Annotated in this window: 21 protein-coding genes; 20 read left to right on the top strand and 1 reads right to left on the bottom strand. The window is 41.6% G+C overall.

All coding sequences use genetic code 11. The features are described 5' to 3' along the window. Positions 1-85 precede the first annotated feature (85 nt). Positions 86-1222 carry a THUMP domain-containing class I SAM-dependent RNA methyltransferase gene (locus ABT996_RS00495; RefSeq protein ID WP_010689083.1) on the top strand — a complete coding sequence of 379 codons (1137 nt, stop codon included), beginning with the start codon at positions 86-88 and terminating at the stop codon, positions 1220-1222. Here the strand turns inward: ABT996_RS00495 and ABT996_RS00490 are convergent. Then, positions 1219-1596, bottom strand: coding sequence for a ribonuclease HI family protein (locus tag ABT996_RS00490; protein ID WP_035448264.1), 378 nt, complete (start codon positions 1594-1596; stop codon positions 1219-1221). The genes ABT996_RS00495 and ABT996_RS00490 overlap by 4 nt on opposite strands. A 112-nt stretch (positions 1597-1708) precedes the next feature. Between ABT996_RS00490 and ABT996_RS00485 the strand changes: the two genes are divergently transcribed. The 19 genes from ABT996_RS00485 (at position 1709) to ABT996_RS00395 (ending at position 22858) form a co-directional block, all read left to right on the top strand. Continuing rightward, on the top strand, positions 1709-2080 hold the full coding sequence (locus ABT996_RS00485) for an EbsA family protein (protein ID WP_010689081.1): 372 nt from the start codon (positions 1709-1711) through the stop codon (positions 2078-2080). A gap of 176 nt (positions 2081-2256) precedes the next feature. Beyond that, complete coding sequence (locus ABT996_RS00480) at positions 2257-3915, top strand: formate--tetrahydrofolate ligase (protein ID WP_035448266.1); 1659 nt, start codon at positions 2257-2259, stop codon at positions 3913-3915. A 166-nt stretch (positions 3916-4081) separates the two neighbouring features. Further along, a complete protein-coding gene (lspA, locus tag ABT996_RS00475; protein ID WP_035448377.1) occupies positions 4082-4531 on the top strand; it encodes a signal peptidase II in 450 nt (149 codons plus the stop codon). A 25-nt stretch (positions 4532-4556) separates the two neighbouring features. After that, positions 4557-5462, top strand: a complete 906-nt coding sequence (locus ABT996_RS00470) for an RluA family pseudouridine synthase (RefSeq protein ID WP_035448268.1) — start codon at positions 4557-4559, stop codon at positions 5460-5462. 157 nt (positions 5463-5619) lie between these two features. Next, positions 5620-6162 (top strand): bifunctional pyr operon transcriptional regulator/uracil phosphoribosyltransferase PyrR, encoded by a 543-nt coding sequence (pyrR, locus tag ABT996_RS00465; protein WP_035448270.1) that lies wholly within the window; start codon positions 5620-5622, stop codon positions 6160-6162. Positions 6163-6301: 139 nt separating this feature from the next. Then, a complete protein-coding gene (locus ABT996_RS00460) occupies positions 6302-7582 on the top strand; it encodes a solute carrier family 23 protein (protein ID WP_035448271.1) in 1281 nt (426 codons plus the stop codon). 107 nt (positions 7583-7689) lie between these two features. After that, a complete protein-coding gene (locus tag ABT996_RS00455) occupies positions 7690-8622 on the top strand; it encodes an aspartate carbamoyltransferase catalytic subunit (protein WP_010689075.1) in 933 nt (310 codons plus the stop codon). Then, entirely contained in the window at positions 8619-9896 is a 1278-nt protein-coding gene (pyrC, locus tag ABT996_RS00450; RefSeq protein WP_035448273.1) for a dihydroorotase, read from the top strand. The genes ABT996_RS00455 and pyrC overlap by 4 nt, the downstream gene beginning before the upstream one ends. 1 nt (position 9897) lies before the next feature. Further along, complete coding sequence (locus ABT996_RS00445; protein ID WP_010689073.1) at positions 9898-10983, top strand: carbamoyl phosphate synthase small subunit; 1086 nt, start codon at positions 9898-9900, stop codon at positions 10981-10983. Further along, on the top strand, positions 10976-14152 hold the full coding sequence (gene carB, locus ABT996_RS00440; RefSeq protein ID WP_035448275.1) for a carbamoyl-phosphate synthase large subunit: 3177 nt from the start codon (positions 10976-10978) through the stop codon (positions 14150-14152). The genes ABT996_RS00445 and carB overlap by 8 nt, the downstream gene beginning before the upstream one ends. 13 nt (positions 14153-14165) lie before the next feature. After that, positions 14166-15104, top strand: a complete 939-nt coding sequence (locus ABT996_RS00435) for a dihydroorotate dehydrogenase (RefSeq protein ID WP_035448277.1) — start codon at positions 14166-14168, stop codon at positions 15102-15104. Further along, the gene (gene pyrF / locus ABT996_RS00430; protein WP_035448279.1) at positions 15094-15810 is read left to right on the top strand and encodes an orotidine-5'-phosphate decarboxylase; all 717 of its coding nucleotides are present in this window, start codon (positions 15094-15096) and stop codon (positions 15808-15810) included. The genes ABT996_RS00435 and pyrF overlap by 11 nt, the downstream gene beginning before the upstream one ends. Before the next feature lie 15 nt (positions 15811-15825). After that, complete coding sequence (gene pyrE / locus ABT996_RS00425; protein ID WP_010689068.1) at positions 15826-16452, top strand: orotate phosphoribosyltransferase; 627 nt, start codon at positions 15826-15828, stop codon at positions 16450-16452. A gap of 149 nt (positions 16453-16601) precedes the next feature. Next, the gene (locus tag ABT996_RS00420; RefSeq protein ID WP_035448281.1) at positions 16602-17540 is read left to right on the top strand and encodes an LCP family glycopolymer transferase; all 939 of its coding nucleotides are present in this window, start codon (positions 16602-16604) and stop codon (positions 17538-17540) included. Between the two features lie 426 nt (positions 17541-17966). Further along, positions 17967-18917, top strand: a complete 951-nt coding sequence (locus ABT996_RS00415) for a LysR family transcriptional regulator (RefSeq protein WP_035448283.1) — start codon at positions 17967-17969, stop codon at positions 18915-18917. 122 nt (positions 18918-19039) lie between these two features. Continuing rightward, complete coding sequence (locus ABT996_RS00410) at positions 19040-19966, top strand: manganese-dependent inorganic pyrophosphatase (protein ID WP_035448285.1); 927 nt, start codon at positions 19040-19042, stop codon at positions 19964-19966. A 195-nt stretch (positions 19967-20161) separates the two neighbouring features. After that, complete coding sequence (locus ABT996_RS00405; protein ID WP_035448287.1) at positions 20162-20920, top strand: DeoR/GlpR family DNA-binding transcription regulator; 759 nt, start codon at positions 20162-20164, stop codon at positions 20918-20920. A 123-nt stretch (positions 20921-21043) separates the two neighbouring features. Further along, complete coding sequence (locus tag ABT996_RS00400) at positions 21044-21580, top strand: biotin transporter BioY (protein ID WP_010689063.1); 537 nt, start codon at positions 21044-21046, stop codon at positions 21578-21580. Between the two features lie 117 nt (positions 21581-21697). Further along, positions 21698-22858 (top strand): pyridoxal phosphate-dependent aminotransferase, encoded by a 1161-nt coding sequence (locus ABT996_RS00395; RefSeq protein ID WP_035448289.1) that lies wholly within the window; start codon positions 21698-21700, stop codon positions 22856-22858. The last annotated feature ends 7 nt before the right edge of the window (positions 22859-22865 follow it).

The raw sequence follows: 22865 nt of genomic DNA, 5'->3' as shown, positions 1-22865 counted from the left end.
CTAGGGCGGAAGGAAACTTTTGTCCTAGTTTTTTTAATGTAAAAATCAATTTATTAAATCTATGCTCAGACAGAAAGGAAGCATTATGAAGAAATACAACTTACTAGCAACTTGTGCTGCTGGGATCGAAGCGATCACAGGAAACGAATTAAAGCACCTCGGCTATCAAGTGGCCGTTGAAAACGGGCGAGTTCGCTATCAAGGAACGGTAGAAGATATCATCAATACCAATCTCTGGTTACGTACAGCTGACCGGGTCAAGATCATCATTGGTGAATTCAAAGCCACGACTTTTGATGAACTTTTTGAAAAGACAAAGGCATTGCCTTGGGATGAATATTTACCATTAGATGCGAATTTCCCAGTTGCTGGAAAATCACAAAAATCTAAATTGCACAACGTTCCCAGTGTACAAGCGATCGTAAAAAAAGCGATCGTTGAAAAGCTTTCATCGGTATATCATCGCCGGTCATTTTTACCGGAAACAGGGGCTAAATATCCTTTAGAAGTTGCATTGAATAAAGATAAGGTCTTATTGACGTTAGATACGACTGGAAGCAGTTTGTTCAAACGGGGTTATCGTGTTGGTAAAGGGGGCGCTCCTTTGAAAGAAAATATGGCAGCAGCGCTCGTTTTATTAGCGCATTGGTATCCAGAAAAGCCTTTTGTCGATCCGGTATGTGGTTCAGGGACTTTACCGATCGAAGCGGCCATGATCGGGCACAATATCGCACCAGGCTTCAATCGTGATTTTGTTTGTGAAACATGGGATTGGATGCCGGCTGGCTTGAGCGAAGAATTACGGGCTAAAGCCGAACAAGAAGCTAATTATGATATCGAACTTGATATCTGTGGCTACGATATTGATGGTAAGATGATCGAGATCGCTAAGCAAAATGCGATGGAAGCTGGATTATCCCATAGTATCAAGTTCAAACAATTGGCTGTCAAAGATTTTAAGACTGATAAAGAATACGGTGTGATCGTGGCTAATCCGCCCTACGGTGAACGTTTGAGCGATGAGGCTGGCGTGCATAAGCTCTATCAAGAAATGGGGGATCTTTACCGTCCATTAACGACTTGGAGCAAATATATCTTGACTAGTGACTTAGCTTTTGAACAATATTATGGGCAAAAAGCGACTAAGCGACGCAAGCTTTATAATGGTACTTTAAGAACTGATCTATTCCAATATTGGGGCCAAAAAAAGCCTCGCAATTAGGCTTTTAAAGCTTGTAAAGCGAGGTTATGCGCGCCGGCGTTTTGCTTGTCAGGGATCCACTGAGCGATAACAAGCGGGAATTTTTCTTGGAGTGCGAGTAGCTTTGTCAACTCAGGGGCAAATGACTTACTATAGCGTTTGTCTAAGCTATCGATCACGATCTTACTATCGGAGTAAAAGAAGACATTTTGCGCATTCGGAAAGTGTCGAAGCAAATATTCAAAACCTAAGATAGCAGCTTCAAATTCAGCTTGATGATTATTTGAGGCTGTTATCTTTTGTTTGATTTGGTGTTGTTTTTGCTCAGCGATAACTAAGATCCCAGCCGCACTATGTGTTTTGTTTGTTGCGGCATCGGTGTATAATTTTACCATGGACTGTGCTCTTTTCTTAATTAATTGTTAAATTACCACTTCAATAAACAAGTGGTCCTCTTCAAATTGTAAAATTAAAAGAAACTTAGTGCAACGGAAAGGTGTTTTTTCTGTGGAACAAAAATTTTATTGTCAACCTGATATTCCTAGTTCGATCACATGTTGGTCCTATACTTTTATGATCTTTTTATTGAGTTTGTTCTTATGGTTAGAGATCACAGTTTTTCAGATCTGGACCGCAATTGCTTTTGTGATCTTTGTGCTAGTCACTGCGATCCAATTGTGGCGACGCCAATTAGTTATTACAGACCGCGAAGTGAGATTCAAGTGCGTTTTATCTTTAAATGATAAGATCATTGCTCGTAACGATATCAAAGCAGTCGTGGCTACGAAATGCCAATTGAAGATCACTGATCAATATCGGACTTATTCAGTTTTGATGTTACCTAAAAGCAAAGAAAAGTGTCTAGAATTGTTAAAATAGTTCGCTTTTAGTTTGTTTAAATTATGTTTATTAGCTTTTTTATAAAAACTAATGACAAAACACGAAATATGTTTTATACTGGTCTTAAATTCATCAGGAATTAGCTATAAGATACAGGTAAAAAAGAAAGGAAAAGCTATATTTATCATTTTGATGATATAGTCGTAAGCGTAAACGTGAAAGATATTGAAATTGCACAACAAAGTGAGATGTTACCGATCGTTGAGGTCGCTAAAAAAGCGGGTCTAAGTGAACAAGAGATCGAACAATATGGTCAATATAAAGCAAAGATCAAATTACCATTAGCTGACCGTCCAAAGACTAAAGAAAAGTTGATCTTAGTGACGGCTGTCAATCCAACGCCGGCTGGTGAAGGAAAATCGACGGTGACTGTTGGTTTAGGCGATGCCTTGAGTTTAGCAGGCAAGAAAACAATGATCGCCTTGCGCGAACCATCTTTAGGACCTGTGATGGGGATGAAAGGTGGTGCAACTGGTGGGGGCTATTCTCAAGTAGTTCCAATGGAAGATATCAACTTGCATTTCACCGGTGACATGCATGCCTTGACGACGGCCAATAATACTTTAGCAGCCTTGATCGATAATCATATCTATCAAGGTAACAAGCTAGGTATCGACCAGCGCCGGGTCATCTGGAAACGCGTATTGGACATCAATGATCGCGCCTTGCGTCATGTGGTCATCGGCCTTGGTGGGGTCGTCCAAGGGATCCCGCGTGAAGACGGTTTTGATATCACGGTAGCTTCAGAAATGATGGCGATCTTATGTTTAGCCAAAGATATCGCTGATCTCAAGAAACGCTTAGGGCAGATCGTGATCGGTTATACTTTTACCAAGGAACCGGTGACAGTTGACGACTTAGGCGTGACAGGTGCGATCGCCTTGTTGTTAAAGGATGCCTTGAAACCAAATCTAGTTCAGACCTTAGCGCATACCCCAGCGATCATCCATGGTGGACCTTTTGCTAATATCGCCCATGGTTGTAACAGTGTGTTAGCAACGAAGACAGCTTTGCAGTTAGCTGACTATACGATCACTGAAGCTGGTTTTGGAGCTGATCTTGGGGCTGAAAAATTCTTAGATATCAAAGTACCTCAGTTAGGCAAGGCGCCAAATACGATCGTGATCGTGGCTACAGTACGCGCTTTGAAGATGAACGGTGGCGTGGCCAAAGACCAACTCGATCATGAAGATCTAGTGGCTTTAGAAAAAGGCTTTGCTAATTTGAAGCGTCATATTCAAAGTATGAAACAATATGATATTCCTGTAGTTGTTGCGATCAATAAGTTTACAGCAGACACTTCAGCCGAATTAGACTTGTTAGTTGAGCTTTGCGCTAAAGAAGACACTACCGCCGTTGTTGCCGATGTGTGGGCTAAAGGTGGGGCTGGTGCCAAAGAATTAGCTCAAGCTGTGATCGCTAGCTGTGATCAAGTTACTGAACCTAAACGTTTGTATGCGGCTGATGATAGCGTTGAAGACAAGATCAAGCAGATCGTAACTAAGATCTATGGTGGTAAAGATGTTGAATTCAGTCCGAAAGCCTTACGCCAATTAAGCGAGTTCAAAACTCTTGGTTGGGATAAATTACCTGTATGTATGGCTAAAACACAGTATTCACTTTCTGACGATCCTAAATTGCTTGGGGCCCCAACTGATTTTACGATCCATGTGCGTGAATTTGTACCTAAATTAGGGGCAGGCTTTATCGTAGCCTTGACCGGTAATGTTTTAACGATGCCTGGTCTGCCAAAAGTTCCGGCTGCGATGGGGATGGACCTAGCAGATGATGGTACGATCACGGGCTTATACTAAAATAGTTTGCAATTTTCTGAAAAATGGAGTCTGATAGGTCAGATCAGCTTTAAAAGGCATCAGCAGTGGTGCCTTTTTTGTTTGAATAATTGTCTAACAACGATTTTTACGTTAAGATTGAAATGAAAGATTTTTTAGTCATTAGTTTAGAAGGGTTATGGATCGGATGACGTTATATATTTGTTTGATGGTCGCGGTAGTTTTATCCGACCAGTTGTTGAAATTTTATATTCAGCAAAATGTTCCACTTAATCTTAGCTATGAAGTTATTCCAGGTGTCCTATCGATCGGGTATGTGCAAAATTTCGGAGCGGCTTGGAGCATGTGGTTAGGTCAAAGATGGTTACTAAGTATTATTTCACTGGTAGCTTTAGTGATCTTTGGCTATTATTTTAAGAAATTATACTATAACTGGGGCTATGGCCTCGGCTTTTCACTGTTGATCGGTGGAACGCTCGGAAATTTACTTGATCGTCTTTTCTCTGGATACGTGGTCGATATGTTTGAATTGGATTTTATCAATTTTCCAATCTTCAACATTGCTGATTGCGCCTTGACTTTAGGTGTGATCGTAATTTTGATCACGATGCTAAAAGATGATGAAGGGATAGTTTAAATCTATAAAGAAGGATGATAATGAATTGGTAGAAGCAACGATCACTACACAGACAGGAAGGTTAGATAAAGTTTTAACGACCGTCTTTCCGCAGTATTCGCGGTCTCAGATCCAGCAATTATTGGAGCAGGGCAATATTTTAGTCAATGAGACGCAACAAAAGGGTAAATATAAGGTCAAAGCGGGCGATAAGATCAGTTTGACTGAACCGGAGATCAAAGAGCTCGCAGTCGAACCCGAAAATATCGCTTTAGACATCGTTTATGAAGATGATGATGTGATCGTGGTCGATAAGCCACAAGGAATGGTCGTGCATCCGGCACCTGGGCATGAAGACCATACGTTAGTCAATGCTTTGCTATATCATTGCCCGCTTTCAACGATCAATGGAACTTACCGCCCAGGGATCGTGCACCGGATCGACAAAGATACTTCAGGGCTCTTGATGGTCGCTAAAAATGATCAAGCACATCGCAGTTTGGCTAAGCAATTAAAAGATAAGACTAATTTACGTGAATACATCGCTCTTGTTCATGGACGGATCAAAGAAGATTCGGGAACGATCAAAGCTCCGCTCGCACGTAGCCCTAAGGATCGTAAAAAACAAGCTGTTGTTTCTGGTGGTAGAGATGCCGTGACGCATTTTAAAGTCTTGAAACGCTATCAAGACTACACCTTGGTAAGTTGTCGCTTAGAGACTGGTCGAACCCACCAGATACGTGTGCATATGAAATATATCGGTCATCCGCTAGTTGGTGACCCGCTGTATGGTCCAAAGAAGACGTTAAAAGGCAAGGGGCAGTTTTTGCATGCCGCTAAATTAGGCTTTGCCCATCCCAAAACGGGTGAATTTTTGACTTTTGAAGCTCCACTGCCAGAAATTTTTGAAAAACAACTAGCATATCTTGACAAAACAAACGAAATCAAGTAAATTATAAATAAATAAGTGAGTCCTTTAAGAATAGTCCAGAGAGGCTAGCAAGGTACGGTTCGATATGCCCACGCTATCAGTGGGCCTGTTTAGCGCTAGTCTTGAAGTGTATTCTTTGAGGCTAGCGTTTTTTTAATATCCTAGGGAGGTTTTTACTTTGGTAAAAGAAGTGAGCGATGCAATTACGATGAAACGAGCATTAACACGGATGACTTATGAGATCATTGAAAAGAATAAAGGGGTAGACGGGATCGTTTTAGTCGGGATCAAGACCCGCGGCATTTATTTAGCCAAACGGATCGCAGCGCGCTTGCAACAATTAGAGGATGTTACGATCCCGGTAGGCGAATTAGATATTTCCTTATATCGTGATGATGTCCATCATGATCCTGAAGCCAAGCATGAACCGATCGTAAAAAATAGTCAAATCGGCTTTGATATCAATGACAAGCATGTTATTTTAGTTGATGATGTGTTATTTACTGGAAGAACGATCCGCGCGGCTTTAGATGCTTTGATGGATCAAGGTCGACCAAAGACGATCAACTTAGCGATCTTGGTCGATCGGGGCCACCGCGAATTGCCGATCCGCGCCGATTTCGTTGGTAAAAATATTCCGACCTCATTAAATGAAGAAGTTTCCGTCTATGTCGAAGAGATCGATGGTAAAGACGGGATCGAATTGAAGACAATCAAATAAAACGACCATTTTAATTGACTCCAGAGAGGGCAAAAAAGGTTGCTAGGCTTAAGTCATCATGGATTAAGTCTACCTTTTAGAGCCCGAAATGTAATGTTTCGGGCTTTTTTTCTTAGAAAAATAGAACGGAGATTATTTTATGTCAGAAAAAGAAGTTTTTAGAAATAAAGATGCACTATTAGATATCAACGATAAGCCGAGTTTTCCGCATTGGTTAGTCTTATCGATCCAGCATCTCTTTACGATGTTTGGAGCCACTGTGCTCGTACCGTTGCTGATCGGTCTGAATCCAAGTATCGCGCTCTTTTGTTCCGGTGTCGGGACGATCGTATACTTGCTGTGTACCAAAGCTAAGATCCCAGCTTATCTAGGCTCGAGTTTTGCTTTTATCATGACGATGCAAGTTTTGATGAAAAACTACGGCTACCCGGCTGTCGGTCAGGGGGCTATCGCAGCCGGATTGGTTTACGTGATCGTTTCTTTGATCGTTGGTAAATTTGGTTCAAGTTGGGTCGATAAATTATTACCACCGGTCGTTGTGGGGCCGATCATCATCGTTATCGGGCTCTCACTTGCTACGACGGCGGCTAATGATGCGATGTTGAACAATTCGAATTACGATCTGAAATTTTTCAGCGTTGCGATCTTTACCTTGCTACTGACGATCGGCTTTAACATCTTCTTACGTGGCTTTCCAAGCATGATCCCCGTTTTGCTTGGGATCATCGGCGGGTATATCTTTGCTGTTATGATGGGGATCGTAGATTTTACAGCTGTTGCTAAGGCTAAATGGTTCACGTTACCAGCATTCGATGTAATGTTTATCAATTATGACTTTAAATGGTATCCTGCAGCGATCTTGGGGATGGCACCGATCGCTTTTGTGACGATGACTGAACATATGGGACATATCATGGTCTTGAATAAATTGACTAAGCGCAATTTCTTCAAAGATCCAGGTTTGAATCGAACGTTACTGGGTGATGGTTTTTCAAGTATTATCGCTGGTTTTGCTGGTGGGCCGCCAACCACTTCTTATGGTGAAAATATTGGTGTTTTAGCCATGTCAAAGGTCCATTCGGTTTGGGTGATCGGAGGTGCAGCCTTCTTTGCGATCGTCTTTAGTTTTTGTGGTAAGATCTCAGCCTTGATCCAATCGATCCCAAGTCCAGTTATCGGTGGGATCTCATTTCTACTCTTTGGGATGATCGCCTCCAATGGTCTACAGATCTTAGTTGATAATAAAGTAAATTATGCATTGAAACGCAACTTAGTGATCACTTCAGTCATCTTAGTCGTGGGTGTCGGCGGAACATACCTTCAATTAGGGAATTTCCAATTGACAAGTATTGCTTTAGCAACGATCTTTGGGATCGGTTTGAACTTGATCTTACCAAAATATGCTTTTAGTGAACGATAAAAATAATCAGTGGAAAGTAAAATGTGGAACTGATATTTGCCAGCAATCTAAGAAAGGAAAACTATAGCACTTTCTAATAACCACATGATCTATAGCCAAAAAGAGCCATGCAACATTTTGTAACAGTCGATAATTTAGATGAAAAACAAGTTTTAGCGTTGATCAAGCGCGCGCAATATTTCAAACAAGGGGGGCGTCCAACGCGTGATCTAAGCGAGGTCTATTGTGTCAATATGTTCTTTGAAGATTCGACTCGGACGCATACGAGTTTTGAAATGGCTGAACGTAAATTGGGGTTGAATGTTTTGCAATTCGACCCTAAGCAAAGCTCAGTCAACAAGGGGGAGACATTATATGATACGTTGTTGACGATGGATGCTTTAGGTGTTGATCTAGCTGTGATCAGGCATTCTCAAAATGAATATTATGCACCATTGATCGCGCTAGCTCCTGACCAAACGCTAGATATCGGGATCATCAATGGCGGGGATGGAAGTGGTCAGCACCCTTCACAATGTCTATTGGATATGTTGACGATCTACGAGCAATTCGGAAAATTTGCGGGCTTAAAGGTGGCGATCGTGGGTGATCTGACGAACTCTCGGGTCGCCAAAAGCAATATGGAGTTATTGCACAAATTGGGAGCGACCGTATATTTCTCAGGCCCAAGTTATTGGTATGATGAAGCCTTTGAAGAATACGGTACTTATCGCCCATTAGATGAATTAGTCGCCCAAGTTGATGTCTTGATGCTTTTGAGAGTGCAACACGAACGCCATGGTGCTACTGAAGAGCAAACTTTTTCAAAAGAGAGTTATCATCAAAAATACGGTTTAACGACTGACCGCTATGCTAAATTAAAAGCTGATGCGATCGTCATGCATCCCGGACCGATCAACCGTGATGTTGAGTTTGACAGTAGCTTAGTTGAGGCGGAAAAATCAAGCTTTAAGGCACAGATGCAAAATGGTGTGTTCATGCGGATGGCAATGTTAGAAAAAGTGATCGAGGGCCGCGAGCTAGGAGGAAAAACAAAATGAAGTTATTACTTAAAAATGGGACAGTTTATCAAGCTGGTAAACTATTAAAAAATGATCTGTTGATCGAAAATGGTGTGATCACAGCCTTAGGTACTGACCTAAAAGCCGATGTCGATCAAGTGATCGATGTGACCGATAAATTAGTTGCTCCTGGTTTAGTCGATGTTCATGTGCACTACCGCGAACCAGGTTTTACTCACAAAGAAACGATCAAAACCGGGAGTTTAGCGGCAGCCCATGGTGGTTATACAACTGTCTGTGCGATGCCAAACCTAGATCCTGTCCCAGACACGCCAGCTAAAGTTACCGCTCAAGTTGCGTTGAATAAGGCTGATGGGGTCGTTAAGATCAAGCAATATGGTGCGATCACAGCGGGCTTAAAAAGTGATGAGCTACTCGATTATGCGGGGATGAAGGCAGCCGGTGCCTTTGCTTTTAGCAATGATGGTTGTGGAGTCCAAACAGCTGGCACGATGTATCAAGCCATGTTAGCAGCTAAAAAACTCAATGTCGCTTTGGTAGCTCATGTCGAAGATAATTCATTGTTGTTCGGTGGAGTGATGAATGCGGGCAAGAAGGCTAACAAATTAGGTCTACCAGGTATTTTGGGGATCAGTGAATCTTCTCAGATCGCACGTGATCTCTTATTAGCCAAGGAAACTGGGGTCCATTACCATGTCTGCCATGTATCGACCAAAGAAAGTGTTGAATTGATTCGCATCGCTAAAAAGCATGGGATCAATGTGACCTGTGAGGTCTCGCCACATCATCTATTGTTGAGTGAAGATGATATCGTCAAAAATGATGGCTTTTATAAAATGAACCCACCGTTGCGGGCTAATGCAGATCAACAGGCTTTGATCGCAGGCGTCTTGGATGGCACGATCGATATGATTGCGACTGATCATGCCCCTCACAGTATCGACGAAAAAACTGGCGATATGCGGACCGCTGCTTTTGGGATCACTGGGAGTGAGACAGCTTTTTCCTTACTGTATACCCAACTGGTAAAGCAACAGCAAGTTTTGACTTTGGAGCAGCTGTTAGATCTCATGTCTAAAAATCCGGCTGAAGCATTCAAGTTTGATGCCGGAAGTATTTTTGCCGGAGCGAAAGCAGATCTTGCTGTTATTGACCTGCAACATGAAACCACGATCATGGAAGCTGATTATTTCTCGATGGGGAAAAATACTCCATTTACGGGTGAAAGAGTTTTTGGACAAACTTACTTGACGATGGTCGATGGTAATGTAGTTTATCAAAAGGAGGATTAGCATGGAGCGCTATTTAGTTTTAGAAGATGGGACAGTATTTGCCGGAAAAGCTTTTGGTTTTGAAGGGCAAACGACCGGAGAAGTTGTTTTTACAACGGGGATGACAGGTTACCAAGAAGCTGTGACCGATCAATCATTTGCCAACCAGATCTTAGTTTTCACCAATCCGTTAATCGGAAATTACGGGGTCAACCTGGATGATTACGAATCGCTCATGCCAAATTGTTGTGGGGTCGTTTGTCGTGAGGTGGCGCGCGTTTCTGACAGTTGGCGCAAGCAAGGGACCTTTGATGATTTCTTAAAGCAAATGCAGATCCCAGGTATCTGTCATATCGATACCCGGGCATTGACTAAGAAATTACGTGAACATGGAACGATGAAGGGATGTTTAGTCGATTCAGTCCACGATATGGCTCATACACTGGATCAGTTGCGGGCAACTGTGCTAAATGATCGGGTCGTGGAACAAGTTTCAACGACTAAACCTTATCCAAATCCAGGTGAAAAGCGCAATGTTGTTCTAGTTGATTATGGACTCAAGCACAGTATCTTACGCGAACTTTCTAAACGTGATTGCAATACGATCGTTCTACCATCAAGTGCAACGGCTCAAGATATCTTGAATTTAAAACCCGATGGCGTCATGTTATCTAACGGACCTGGGGATCCTAAAGACGTCTTACATGCGGTCGAAATGGTCAAAGAAGTCCAAAAACATCTGCCGCTCTTTGGGATCTGTTTGGGTCACCAGATCTTTGCTTTAGCTAACGGAGCTGATACGTACAAGATGAAATTTGGACACCGCGGTTTCAATCACCCGGTTCGTGAGATCGCAACGGGAAGGATCAATTTTACTTCACAAAACCATGGTTATGCAGTCGATCCTGCAACCGTCGATAAAGATGAATTGATCATTACCCACCGTGAGATCAACGATGGCACGGTCGAAGGGTTACGCCATAAGCGCTATAAAGCTTTTAGCGTGCAATTCCATCCCGATGCTGCACCAGGACCACATGATGCAGTCGATCTTTTTGATGACTTTATGCATATGATCGATCAACGAAAGGAAGAAGAAAATGCCTAAACGAACAGATATTAAAAAAATCATGGTTCTGGGATCAGGACCGATCATCATCGGCCAAGCTGCTGAATTTGACTATTCCGGAACTCAAGCTTGTATGGCGTTACGGGAAGAAGGCTATGAAGTAGTTTTGGTCAATTCCAATCCAGCAACTATCATGACCGACACTGATATTGCTGATCGGGTCTACTTAGAGCCATTAACGGTCGAATCAGTTTCACGCATCATGCGCCAAGAATATCCCGATGCCTTATTGCCAACATTAGGTGGTCAGATCGGGTTGAACTTAGCGATTGCCTTGCATGAAAGTGGGATCTTGGATGAACTCGGGATCGAACTTTTAGGTACCAAATTATCTGCGATCGACCAAGCCGAGGACCGCGAAAAATTCAAAGAGTTGATGTTACAGTTAAACGAACCGATCCCAGCTTCAAAGACGGTCAATACAGTAGCCGAAGCCTTAGAATTTGCTGAAATGATCGGCTATCCTGTGATCGTGCGGCCTGCTTTTACGATGGGGGGTACCGGTGGGGGCTTGTGTGATACCCCTGCTGAGTTAGAAGAGATCGCGGCTAATGGTTTGGATCTTTCACCTGCGACCCAATGTTTGATCGAAAAATCGATCATGGGTTATAAAGAGATCGAATTTGAAGTGATGCGCGATTCAGCTAACAATGCAATGGTAGTTTGTTCGATGGAAAACTTTGATCCAGTTGGGATCCATACGGGTGATTCGATCGTGGTCGCCCCAACGCAAACGTTGACCGACCGTGAATACCAAATGTTGCGGGATTGTTCCTTAAAGTTGATCCGTGCGCTCAAGATCGAAGGGGGCTGTAATGTTCAGTTAGCACTTGATCCTAACAGTTTCAAGTATAACGTGATCGAAGTAAATCCACGGGTCTCACGTTCTTCGGCTTTAGCTTCTAAAGCAACTGGGTATCCGATCGCTAAAATGGCAGCTAAGATCGCAGTTGGTCTAACATTAGATGAGATCAAAAATCCTGTTACCCAAACGACTTATGCGGAATTTGAACCGGCTTTAGACTATGTAGTTGCTAAGATCCCACGCTGGCCCTTTGATAAATTCGCACAGGCAGATCGGACCTTAGGAACGCAAATGAAAGCAACTGGGGAAGTTATGGCGATCGGTCGTAACCTAGAAGAAGCGTTGCAAAAAGCCGTTCGCTCACTTGAGATCGATGAAAAAGATCTTTTATCACCACGAGTGGCTAAAGCTTCAGATGAAGAATTGGAGAAGAAATTAGTTCATGCCCAAGATGACCGCCTCTTTTATTTGGCTGAGGCCTTTCGTCGCGGTTATACATTACAAGAAGTTCATGAATTTACTAAGATCAACCTCTATTATTTAGATATTGTAAAACATATCATCGAACTTGAAGCTGAATTAAAGGAGCATCCTAATGAGCTAGCTTGCTTAAAAGAGGCTAAGTATTATGGCTTTAGTGACTATACGATCGCTAAGCTCTGGGATACGACTACAGAAAAGATCCGTGCTTTAAGAAAAGAAAATCAGATCCTGCCTGTCTATAAGATGGTCGACACTTGTGCAGCTGAATTTGAATCACACACGCCATACTTTTACAGTTCATACGATCTTGAAAATGAAAGTCACCCTTCAGCTAAAGAATCGATCCTAGTTATCGGTTCGGGCCCGATCCGGATCGGACAAGGGGTTGAATTTGATTACGCTACGGTCCATAGTGTTAAAGCGATCCAAAAGCTAGGCTATGAAGCAATCGTGATGAATTCTAATCCTGAAACGGTCTCTACCGATTTTTCAGTCTCTGATAAATTATATTTTGAACCGCTTGATCTAGAAGATGTCTTGAACGTGATCGACCTTGAACAGCCTAAAGGTGTGATCGTGCAGTTTGGGGGCCAAACGGCGATCAATTTAGCGGCTGGTTTAGAAGCAAATGGCGTCAATGTTTTAGGGACTGCAGTTGCTGATCTTGACCGCGCTGAAGATCGTGAGTTATTTGATCAAGTTATTAAACAACTTGGCTTAAAACAACCTGTGGGTAAGACGGCAATGTCAGAAGCAGAAGTCCTAGCGTGCGCCCATGAGATCGGTTATCCCGTTTTAGTTCGTCCAAGTTACGTGCTTGGCGGGCGGGCAATGGAGATCGTTAATAACGATGAAGAATTGACCCAATACTTAGCTGAAAATGCATATTTAGCCAAAGAACATCCGATCTTGGTCGATGCGTACCTTGAAGGCTATGAATGTGAAGTCGATGCGATCTGTGACGGTAAGGATGTCTTGATCCCAGGTATCATGGAGCATATCGAACAAGCCGGGGTCCACTCAGGTGATTCCATGGCGGTATATCCAGCGCAAAGCTTTGATCAAAATGTCAAAGATCAAATTGAAGATGCAACTAAGAAATTAGCTGTTGCTTTGAAGTGTATCGGGATCATGAATATCCAATTCATCGTGCATAAAGGTGAAGTTTATGTTCTTGAAGTAAATCCACGGGCTAGTCGGACGGTACCATTCTTGAGTAAGATCACTGATATCAAGATGACTCAAGTGGCTACTCAAGTCATCTTAGGCAAGACTTTGAAAGAACTCGGTTATGATTCGGGGATCTATCCTGAATCTGAAATGATTCATGTCAAAGCCCCAGTCTTCTCCTTTAATAAACTGGCCGATGTTGATAGTTTGTTAGGACCAGAAATGAAATCAACGGGTGAAGTCATGGGTAGTGATCATAGCTTTGAAAAAGCACTTTACAAAGCCTTTATTGGAGCTAACATGAAGTTGCCAGCTAACGGGAGCGTCCTATTTACGGTCAAAGACAAAGATAAACAACAAGCCTTAGCTTTAGCGAAACGTTTTGCCAAGATCGGCTATCGGATCTTTGCGACTGCGGGCACAGCCGAATTTTTAAATGAAAATGGTTTGCATACCATGACTGTTGCCAAGATCGGACAAGCTAAACCAGGGATCTTAGATGTTTTACAAAATAATGAAGTTGATATCGTGATCAACACGATGGATCATGACCAAGAAAAAGTGTCTGATGGTTTCGTGATCAGACAAACTGCGATCGAGCACAATATTGCTTTGTTGACATCATTTGATACTGTGGATGCTTTACTGAAAGCTTTAGAAAATCGTTCATTCTCGACGACAGCATTATAAAGGGAGGTCAATTATGTCAAGGTTAGCAGTCAATTTACCAGGTTTAGATCTAAAAAATCCTATCATGCCAGCAAGTGGAACTTTTGGCTTTGGGGATGTTGGTGCAGCGCAAAAGTTTAATTTGAATACTTTAGGGGCATTAGTTATCAAAACGACGACACCTGAGCCCCGTGATGGTAATCCTAATCCTAAGATCGCCGTACTGGACAATGGGGTCATCAATGCGGTCGGATTACAAAATCCGGGGATCGCAGCGGTCGTTAATGAGAAATTACCCGCATTGAAACAAGATTATCCCGACTTGCCGGTGTTAGGCAGTGTAGGTGGTTCAACGGTCGAAGATTATGTGGAGGTCGCTAAAAAACTCTCTTATTCTAATTTAGTGACCGCTTTAGAATTGAACATTTCTTGTCCGAATGTACATGAAGGTGGGATGGCCTTTGGGACTGATCCGCAGACCGCAGCTGAATTGACTAAACAAGTCAAAGCTGTTTCTAAGGTACCAGTCTATGTTAAACTTTCTCCCAATGTGACTGATGTAGTGGCGATCGCTAAGGCAGTTGAAGCGGCTGGAGCTGATGGTTTGACAATGATCAATACTTTGATGGGGATGAGTTTGAATTTAAAAACGCGTAAATCGGTCTTAGGCAATTTGACTGGTGGCTTTTCGGGACATTCGATCAAACCGATCGCGATCAGAATGATCTATCAAGTCTCTCATGCAGTAGAGATCCCGATCATTGGGGTCGGTGGGATCAAGAGCGCTAAAGATATCATCGAGATGTATTTAGCTGGAGCATCAGCTGTTCAAGTCGGAACGGCACACTTCTACGATCCTTTGATCTGCCCACATTTAGTTGCGGAATTACCAAAAGTAATGGATGAATTGGGGATCGAAAGTATTGAAAAGTTGATCCAAGAAGTACGGGAGGCTAGAGATAATGAAGCTTAAACGCCCGATCATTGCCCTTGATTTTAATGATGCCCAGCGTACCCTTGATTTTTTACAAAATTTTCCGCAAACTGAGAAGCTTTTTGTGAAGATCGGGATGGAACTGTATTACAGTGCTGGACAAGATCTAGTTAAAGCGGTCTTAACACAAGGACACGATGTCTTTTTAGATCTAAAATGCCATGATATCCCGCATACGGTCGAACGAGCAATGTATGTTTTAGGTCAATTAGGTGTTAGTCTTACCACGACGCATGCTAATGGGGGCAGTGAAATGCTCAAGGCAGCTAAATACGGTCTAGTTGAAGGGGCACTAAAAGCTGGCAAAAAAGAGCCCAAATTATTAGCGATCACTCAATTGACCTCAACTGATGAACGAATGGTCAAAGAAGAACAATTGATCACGGTCGGACTTGATAAGAGCGTGGAAAATTATGCTAAATTGGCGCAAAATGCAGGTTTAGATGGTGTCGTTTGTTCTGGCTGGGAAGCTAATAAGCTAAGAGAAGTTACGGGTCCGGATTTCTTACGGGTCACGCCTGGGATCCGGCTAAAAACCGACAGTTTAGGCGATCAGAAACGGGTCATGACCCCAGATATGGCGGCGCAAAATGGCTCAAGTGCGATCGTTGTTGGCCGTCCGATCACGCAAGCCAAAGAACCCGTGAAGGCGTATCAAGAAATTTTTGAGCTTTGGAACCAGTAAGAAAGGATAAAGTAAATGAAAGAAATCGCAAAAGACTTACTCGAAATTCAAGCTGTAAAATTATCCCCCAATGAACCTTTTACTTGGGCAAGTGGGATCAAAAGTCCGATCTATTGTGATAACCGTTTGACGATCAGCTATCCTAAGATCAGAACAGCGATCGCTAAAGGAATTGCAGAATTGATCAGAGAAAATTATCCAGAAGTTGAGGTGATCGCAGGAACAGCTACGGCGGGGATCCCGCATGCTGCTTGGATCGCCGCTGAGTTAGACTTACCATTAGTCTATGTCCGTTCTAAGCCAAAAGATCACGGACGTAGCAAACAGATCGAAGGTGTTTTGCAACCTGGGGCTAAAACCGTCGTGATCGATGATCTCTTATCGACGGGGGGCAGTGTCTTGAAAGCTGTTCAAGCTGCGCAACATGAAGGAGCCGATGTTTTAGGCGTTGGAGCGATCTTTAGCTATCAATTACAAGCGATCGTTGATAATTTCAAACAAGCAGAGCTGAGTTATTTTACCCTGACTAATTACTCAGAATTATTGGAAGCAGCTGTTGAAGCTAACTATATTTCAACTGCAGAACGTGCAGTCTTAGAAAAATGGCGCCATGATCCTGAAAACTGGTCAGCTAAAGACTAAATGATAAAATGACCATCCAGATACGTTGGATGGTCATTTTAGATTTTTAACTCAGATATGAAAAGCTTTTGTTATACAAAATTTAGGAATATTGGTATAATATACAAGGTTTATTTTTATTAATATAAATACTAAGGCGGTGATTGTTGATGCCTGATGAACAACACAAATATAAACATCATAAGAAGAAAAAACGTTGGTGGAAGTGGGTCTTGATCGCATTGGGGCTCTTTTTACTAGTCGATGCAGTTATCGTAGGCAAACTCTATTTCGATGCCAAAAAAGCTGTCGATGTTACATATAAAGCTGTCAAACATGATGATAAGCGCACCGGCAGTGTCGATTTAGATAACGGACAGCCGTTTTCCGTCCTCTTATTAGGCAGTGATACTGGTGAGTATGGTCGGACTGAACAAGGACGTTCGGATACTATCATGGTAGCCGCTGTTACCCCTAAAAAGACTGAATTATTGAGTATTCCACGGGATACTTTAGTTACGATCGCTGGCCATCCAGGTAATAATAAGATCAATGCAGCTTATTCATATGATGGTGTTTCCGGGGCTTTGAATACGTTGCAAAGCTATTTAGATATTCCGATCGACCATTATATCGAGATCAATATGAAAGGGCTTGAACAGTTGTCAGAAGCGATCGGCCCGGTCAAAGTCGATAATGACTTAGAATTTACTAATTTGGATGTTCATTTTCCTAAGGGAGAAGTCACGATCGATTCCGATAATATCTTAGCTTATACTCGGATGCGTTATGAGGATCCACGGGGCGATTACGGACGTCAATTGCGTCAACGTCAAGTGTTGACGGCTTTAGTGGAAAAAGCAGCTTCGATCGATAGTCTAGCTAAATACCATAGCATTTTGAATGCTATTTCGGCTAGCATGAAAACTGACTTAACATTTGATGATATTAAAGATATCGTAACTAATTATAGTGGGGCTAAAAATATCGATCAGATCCAGCTCAAGGGTAATGGACAAATGATCGATGGCGTCTCATATGAAGTCGTACCAAAGGAAAATTTGGATAAAGTTCAAACTCAATTAAAGCAAACGTTAAAACTTAAATGATTAAAATTAAAGTTGAGAATTAATAAATTCTCAACTTTTTTTCATATACTTCCGTTGAAACTTAGAGTAAGTGATACTATACTGATACTGTGGTACAAATCATAGCAAGATAATTTTTTGTTTATTGTTTTGTGCTTGCGTATTTTAAAATGGTAGATCATGTGGAAGTTATCTACTAGTAGAACGGTAATTTATGGGTGGAAGCATAGATTATCGTTTTTTATTTTATTTTGTGTACTATATTCATTAATTTATCCAAATTTCTAGTAGTTATAGAATTTTTCACTTATAATAGAATTATTACCCTTAGAGAGTTCAAAAAGTTTTAACATTACTATCATAATATAGTATAATTATTTATATAAGGATAAGATATTTGGCATTTGAATTAATGAAGGATAATGCTACGGGAAAGGATATACTTATATGAAGACACAACAAGAAAACATCTTTTCATCAAAGACGTTGACCTATTTCTTGCAATTAGCTGAAACGATGAGCTATACCCAAGCAGCTCAGATCTTGGGGATCACCCAACCAGCTTTGACTCAACAGATAAAGAAATTAGAGCGAACGGTCGGAGCACCACTGTTTTATTCAGTTGGTAAAAAGTTGCACCTTTCTGATGCGGGCTACACCATGCTAGATGCAACTCACCAGATCTATGAAACATTAAATAAAGCAGCCGATGAGATCCAACAGTCGACAAGTGCGACTCAAGGGACGATCAACATTGGGATCTTAGCTTCGATCGAGGATCAAGTCTTCACAGATTTTGCAATCGAATATTACGAAAAAAATAATGGCATCAAACTCTCCACACATATGTTGACGCGTAAGGAGATTTGGGAGCGCTTAGAAAACAATACGATCGATCTAGCGGTAATGTATCTTCCAGATGAAAGTATCAAGAACTGGAAACCATACGAAACTAAAAAGATCATCACTGAAGACTTGATCTTCTTGCACAATAATGAACGCTTAGAAAAACGGAAACGGGTGCGGTTCAAGGATACGTTGAACAATAAATGGGTGACATATCCACCACAATATTACTTAAATGATACGATCAGAGAAGCTTACAAGAATGCGATGGTCGATCATCCAAATAGCGTAGCGCATTTTGCTACACCTGAGCAACTTTTTGAGTTTGCTAAACGAACTGGTAGTTACACTGCACTACCAATGTCATTTGTGACGGCTAAAAACCATGGTGAGATGGGGATGGCATTGTTTGAACCAGAGATCAAGTTCGACTTGGCCTTCGTCTTTAGACGGGGTAAGGATCAGATCCCGCGCATCAATAGTTTTTTGAAAACTTTTGACGGCTATCTAGCTAAAAAAGATTACGTTTCACGTCTCAAAGAAAGCTTATAAGTTACGGGCTCGCCACGATGCAACTGAGCATCGGGGTGAGCTTTTTTATTGTTATTTAAGTTTGGCTAGTTGTGTGGTAGAATTATTAAAGTTAGGAATACTTTAGATGGGAGATATTTTTGATGAAAGAATTAGTTTTTGGACATAAAAATCCAGATACAGATGCGATCGTAGCTGCTAAGGCTTACGCATTTTTACAAAACGCTTTAGGTAACGAAGTCGAAGCTGTTGCCTTGGGTACACCAAATGAAGAAACAAAATTTGTGTTAGAACATTTTGAAGAACCAGCTCCACGTGTGATCGAAAAGGCAGCACCAGAAGTTGAAGCTGTAATGTTGGTCGATCACAACGAAGAACAACAAAGTGTTGCTGATATCGCTGATGTGACAGTTACACACGTAGTTGATCACCACCGGATCGCTAACTTTGCAACAGCTGCACCTTTGTATTATCATGCTGAACCAGTTGGTTGTACAAGTACGATCATTTACGGCGAATTCGTGCAAAATAACGTTGAGATCCCAGATAAATTGGCTGGTTTGATGCTATCGGCTATTATCTCTGATACTTTACTATTCAAATCACCAACAACTACGGCTAAAGATGAAGCTGCTGCAAAAGCTTTAGCTAAGATCGCTAATGTAGATTTTGAAGCATACGGTCTTGAAATGCTTAAAGCTGGTACCAACTTGGCAAGTAAGACCGAAGAAGAATTGATCACAGCCGATGCAAAATCATTTGACATGGGTGGTAAGACTGTTCGTGTCGATCAAGTAAACACTGTTGATCTTGACGAAGTTTTCGCACGTGAAGCTGCTTTACGTGAAGCTATCGAAAAACAATCAGCTGCTGAAGGTTATGACTTGTTCTTGTTGATGGTAACTAATATCTTGGATTCCAACACCCGTCTTTTAGTTGTGGGTGAACCTAAGGAAATGGTCGAAAAGGCCTTTGAAAAAGAATTGGTAGCTGACAAAGTTGATCTACCAGGCGTTGTTTCCCGTAAGAAACAGATCGTGCCACAATTAGAAGCGGCTTTTAACGCTTAAAAGTTGTTTTAGTTAAGTAAAAGTGCATGCGTTCAATTTAAGGACGTATGCACTTTTTATTTTTCAACAGGGGGTAAATAAGCTATTTTTTAAGGGAATTTACCTATTTTAAATAAGGACATCATTATAAATGCTTTTAATTACTGATAACTAAAGGTATAATAATTATAGATAATTAGTTAAGAGGTGCGCTTGATGAGTCAAGAAAAGAGAATTGAATTGATCAAACAATTATTAGAAGAAAGGCAGGAATTATCGACTAAAGATATCATGCAGGAATTTGGGATCTCGCAAGATACTGCGCGACGTGATATCGTGTTATTAGCAAAACGTGGTGAAGTTAGACGCACACATGGCGGGATCTTACCGTTAGATTTTGGACGTAGTGTGCCGAACTTTCAAAGCCGTTTAGCGCGTTTTACTAAACAAAAAACGCAGATCGCCTTAGCAGCTGCGACCTATTTTAAACCGCATCATGTTTATTTTGTCGATTCGTCAACGATCTTATTGAAGACTTGTCAAAATATTAATATGCCCCTAACGATCGTGACCCATTCTTTGGACAATTGCATGGCTTTAGCCGAGCATAATAAAGTACGGGTTAAGGTCTTGAGTGGGACTTTGAATCATGAGAATCGTTATTTCTATTCCAATTTAGCGATCGAAGAGTTACAAAATGTTGTATTCGATACAGCTTTTATCGCTGCATCTGGGATCGATGAAAATGGGGCTTACCTACTTGATCAAGATGATGCTCAGATCGTTGGAATGGCGGTCAAACGGGCTCGTAAGGTCATTTTGGTAGCTGAACATCAAAAGTTTATCAATAAATCCTACTATCGTATTTGTCCGTTGGATAAGATCTCATTATTTATCACTGACCAAGCACCAACACCCGAACAACGTGCGATGTTTGCTCCCGAGACTAAAATAATCGTGACCCAAGAAGACTAGCTAAAAGAAGCCTGCTAGCTTCTTTTTTTAGCGATATAGTAAACTTTTTATTTATATAAAGTTGACAAAGTGGGTCTAAAACTCGTATGCTTATAATATTGGAAGTAGAGAGGATGACTGAATTTGAAAAATAAATTATATTACATATCTTTAGCTAGCATCATGCTCGCCTTGTTGATCGTTTGTTCACAGTTAACGATCCCTTTGCCTGTGATCCCGTTGACGCTTCAGACGTTGGCGGTCGGCTTGTTAGCCTCGATCTTACCGCTAAGATACAGTTTACAGACGATTTTAGTGTATCTATTGCTTGGCTTTATCGGTCTACCGATCTTTGCCAATTTTAAAGGGGGGCTAGGTGTCTTATTTAGCAATACTGGGGGCTATTTACTGGGTTTTTTAGTTTATGTCATAGTTGTTGGTTCCTTAGTCGCTAAAAAGCAAACGTTTGGCTGGTTATTAGTAGCTAACAGTTTTGGGGCCATAATGCAGTTATTATGTGGTTCTTTGTGGTTACTTGTGATCAGCGATATCAACTTGGAAAATGCTCTTTTATTGGGAACAGTTCCTTTTCTTCTTCCTGGAGCAGTTAAAGTCATTTTAGTATGTATATGCGCACAGATCTATTATCGTGAATTTGCCAAACGAAGTGCTAAGATATAAGCGCTATGCCAAAATGCAGTCATACGGGCTGCATTTTTTATTTATCGAAAATTCTTTGGTAATTTTAATCTATCTGCTATATAATAGAGTAAATTTAAAAAAGTGAGGTAATGTTTTATGCAAGCTAGATTTAACCATAAGATCGAAGCCATTGCTGTATCAGACATTCGACAATTCGATATGGAAGTCAGTCAGATCGAGGGGATCATTAAGTTAACATTAGGGGAACCGGATTTTAATACACCGGAGCACGTGAAACGAGCTGCGATCGCGGCGATCAATGCGGATCAATCACACTATACACCTAATTCGGGGATCATGGAGTTACGCCGTGCCGCAGCTAAGTACTACAAAGAAAAATATGATCTAGATTACACGCCAGAACAGGTCATTACGACTGTGGGGGCAACAGAAGCGATCGCCGCTAGTTTGCAAACGATTTTAAATCCAGGTGATACAGTCTTGATGCCGACACCGGTTTTTCCGATCTATGCTCCGATCAGCCAGTTGAATGGGGCTGATGTTTTACAAGTCGATACGAGCGCAGATGGTTTTATCTTAACGCCTGAAAAATTACGCGCTACTTTAGAAGAAAATAAAGATAAAAATATCAAAGCAGTTGTCTTAGTCTACCCAAGTAACCCAACTGGAGCAACCTATACAAAAGAACAATTAGCTGCTTTGGCTAAAGTGATCGCTGAATATGATATTTGGGCTTTGTGTGATGAAGTCTATGCTGAATTGACTTATGAAGGACAACATGTTTCCTTAGCCAGTTTCTTACCTGAAAATACGATCGTGATCGGCGGGCTTTCGAAATCACATGCGATGACCGGCTGGCGTTTGGGCTTTATTTTAGGGCCAAAGGATTTTAGTGAACAAGTTGTCAAAGCACATCAATATATGGTGACAGCACCAACGACAAATGTTCAATTTGCTGCTTTAGAAGCGTTGACCAAAGGAAAAGATGATGCTTTGAGCATGCGGAAGGAATATCAAGCTAGACGTGATTTTATGCGCCAAGCTTTAGAAGATGCTGGATTTGAAGTAGTCCAACCAGATGGTGCCTTCTATTTATTCGCTAAGATCCCCGCTAAATGTGGACATGACTCTTGGAAGTTTGTCCGCGAATTGGCCAAAGAAGCTAAAGTCGCTTTGATCCCGGGTGTTTCATTTGGTCAAGGTGGCGAAGGGTATGTGCGTTTGAGTTATGCTGCTTCGATGGATGACTTACACCAAGCAAGTGAACGCATTAAAAAATTTACTGATAATTATTAAGACTACT

This window comes from Ligilactobacillus sp. RTP31139st1_D10_RTP31139_211217, from assembly GCF_040226755.1.
In the GTDB taxonomy this organism is placed as follows: Bacteria; Bacillota; Bacilli; order Lactobacillales; family Lactobacillaceae; genus Ligilactobacillus; species Ligilactobacillus animalis.
The sequence above is the reverse complement of the archived record's forward strand: the minus strand, read 5'-3'. Positions and strand labels throughout refer to the sequence as shown.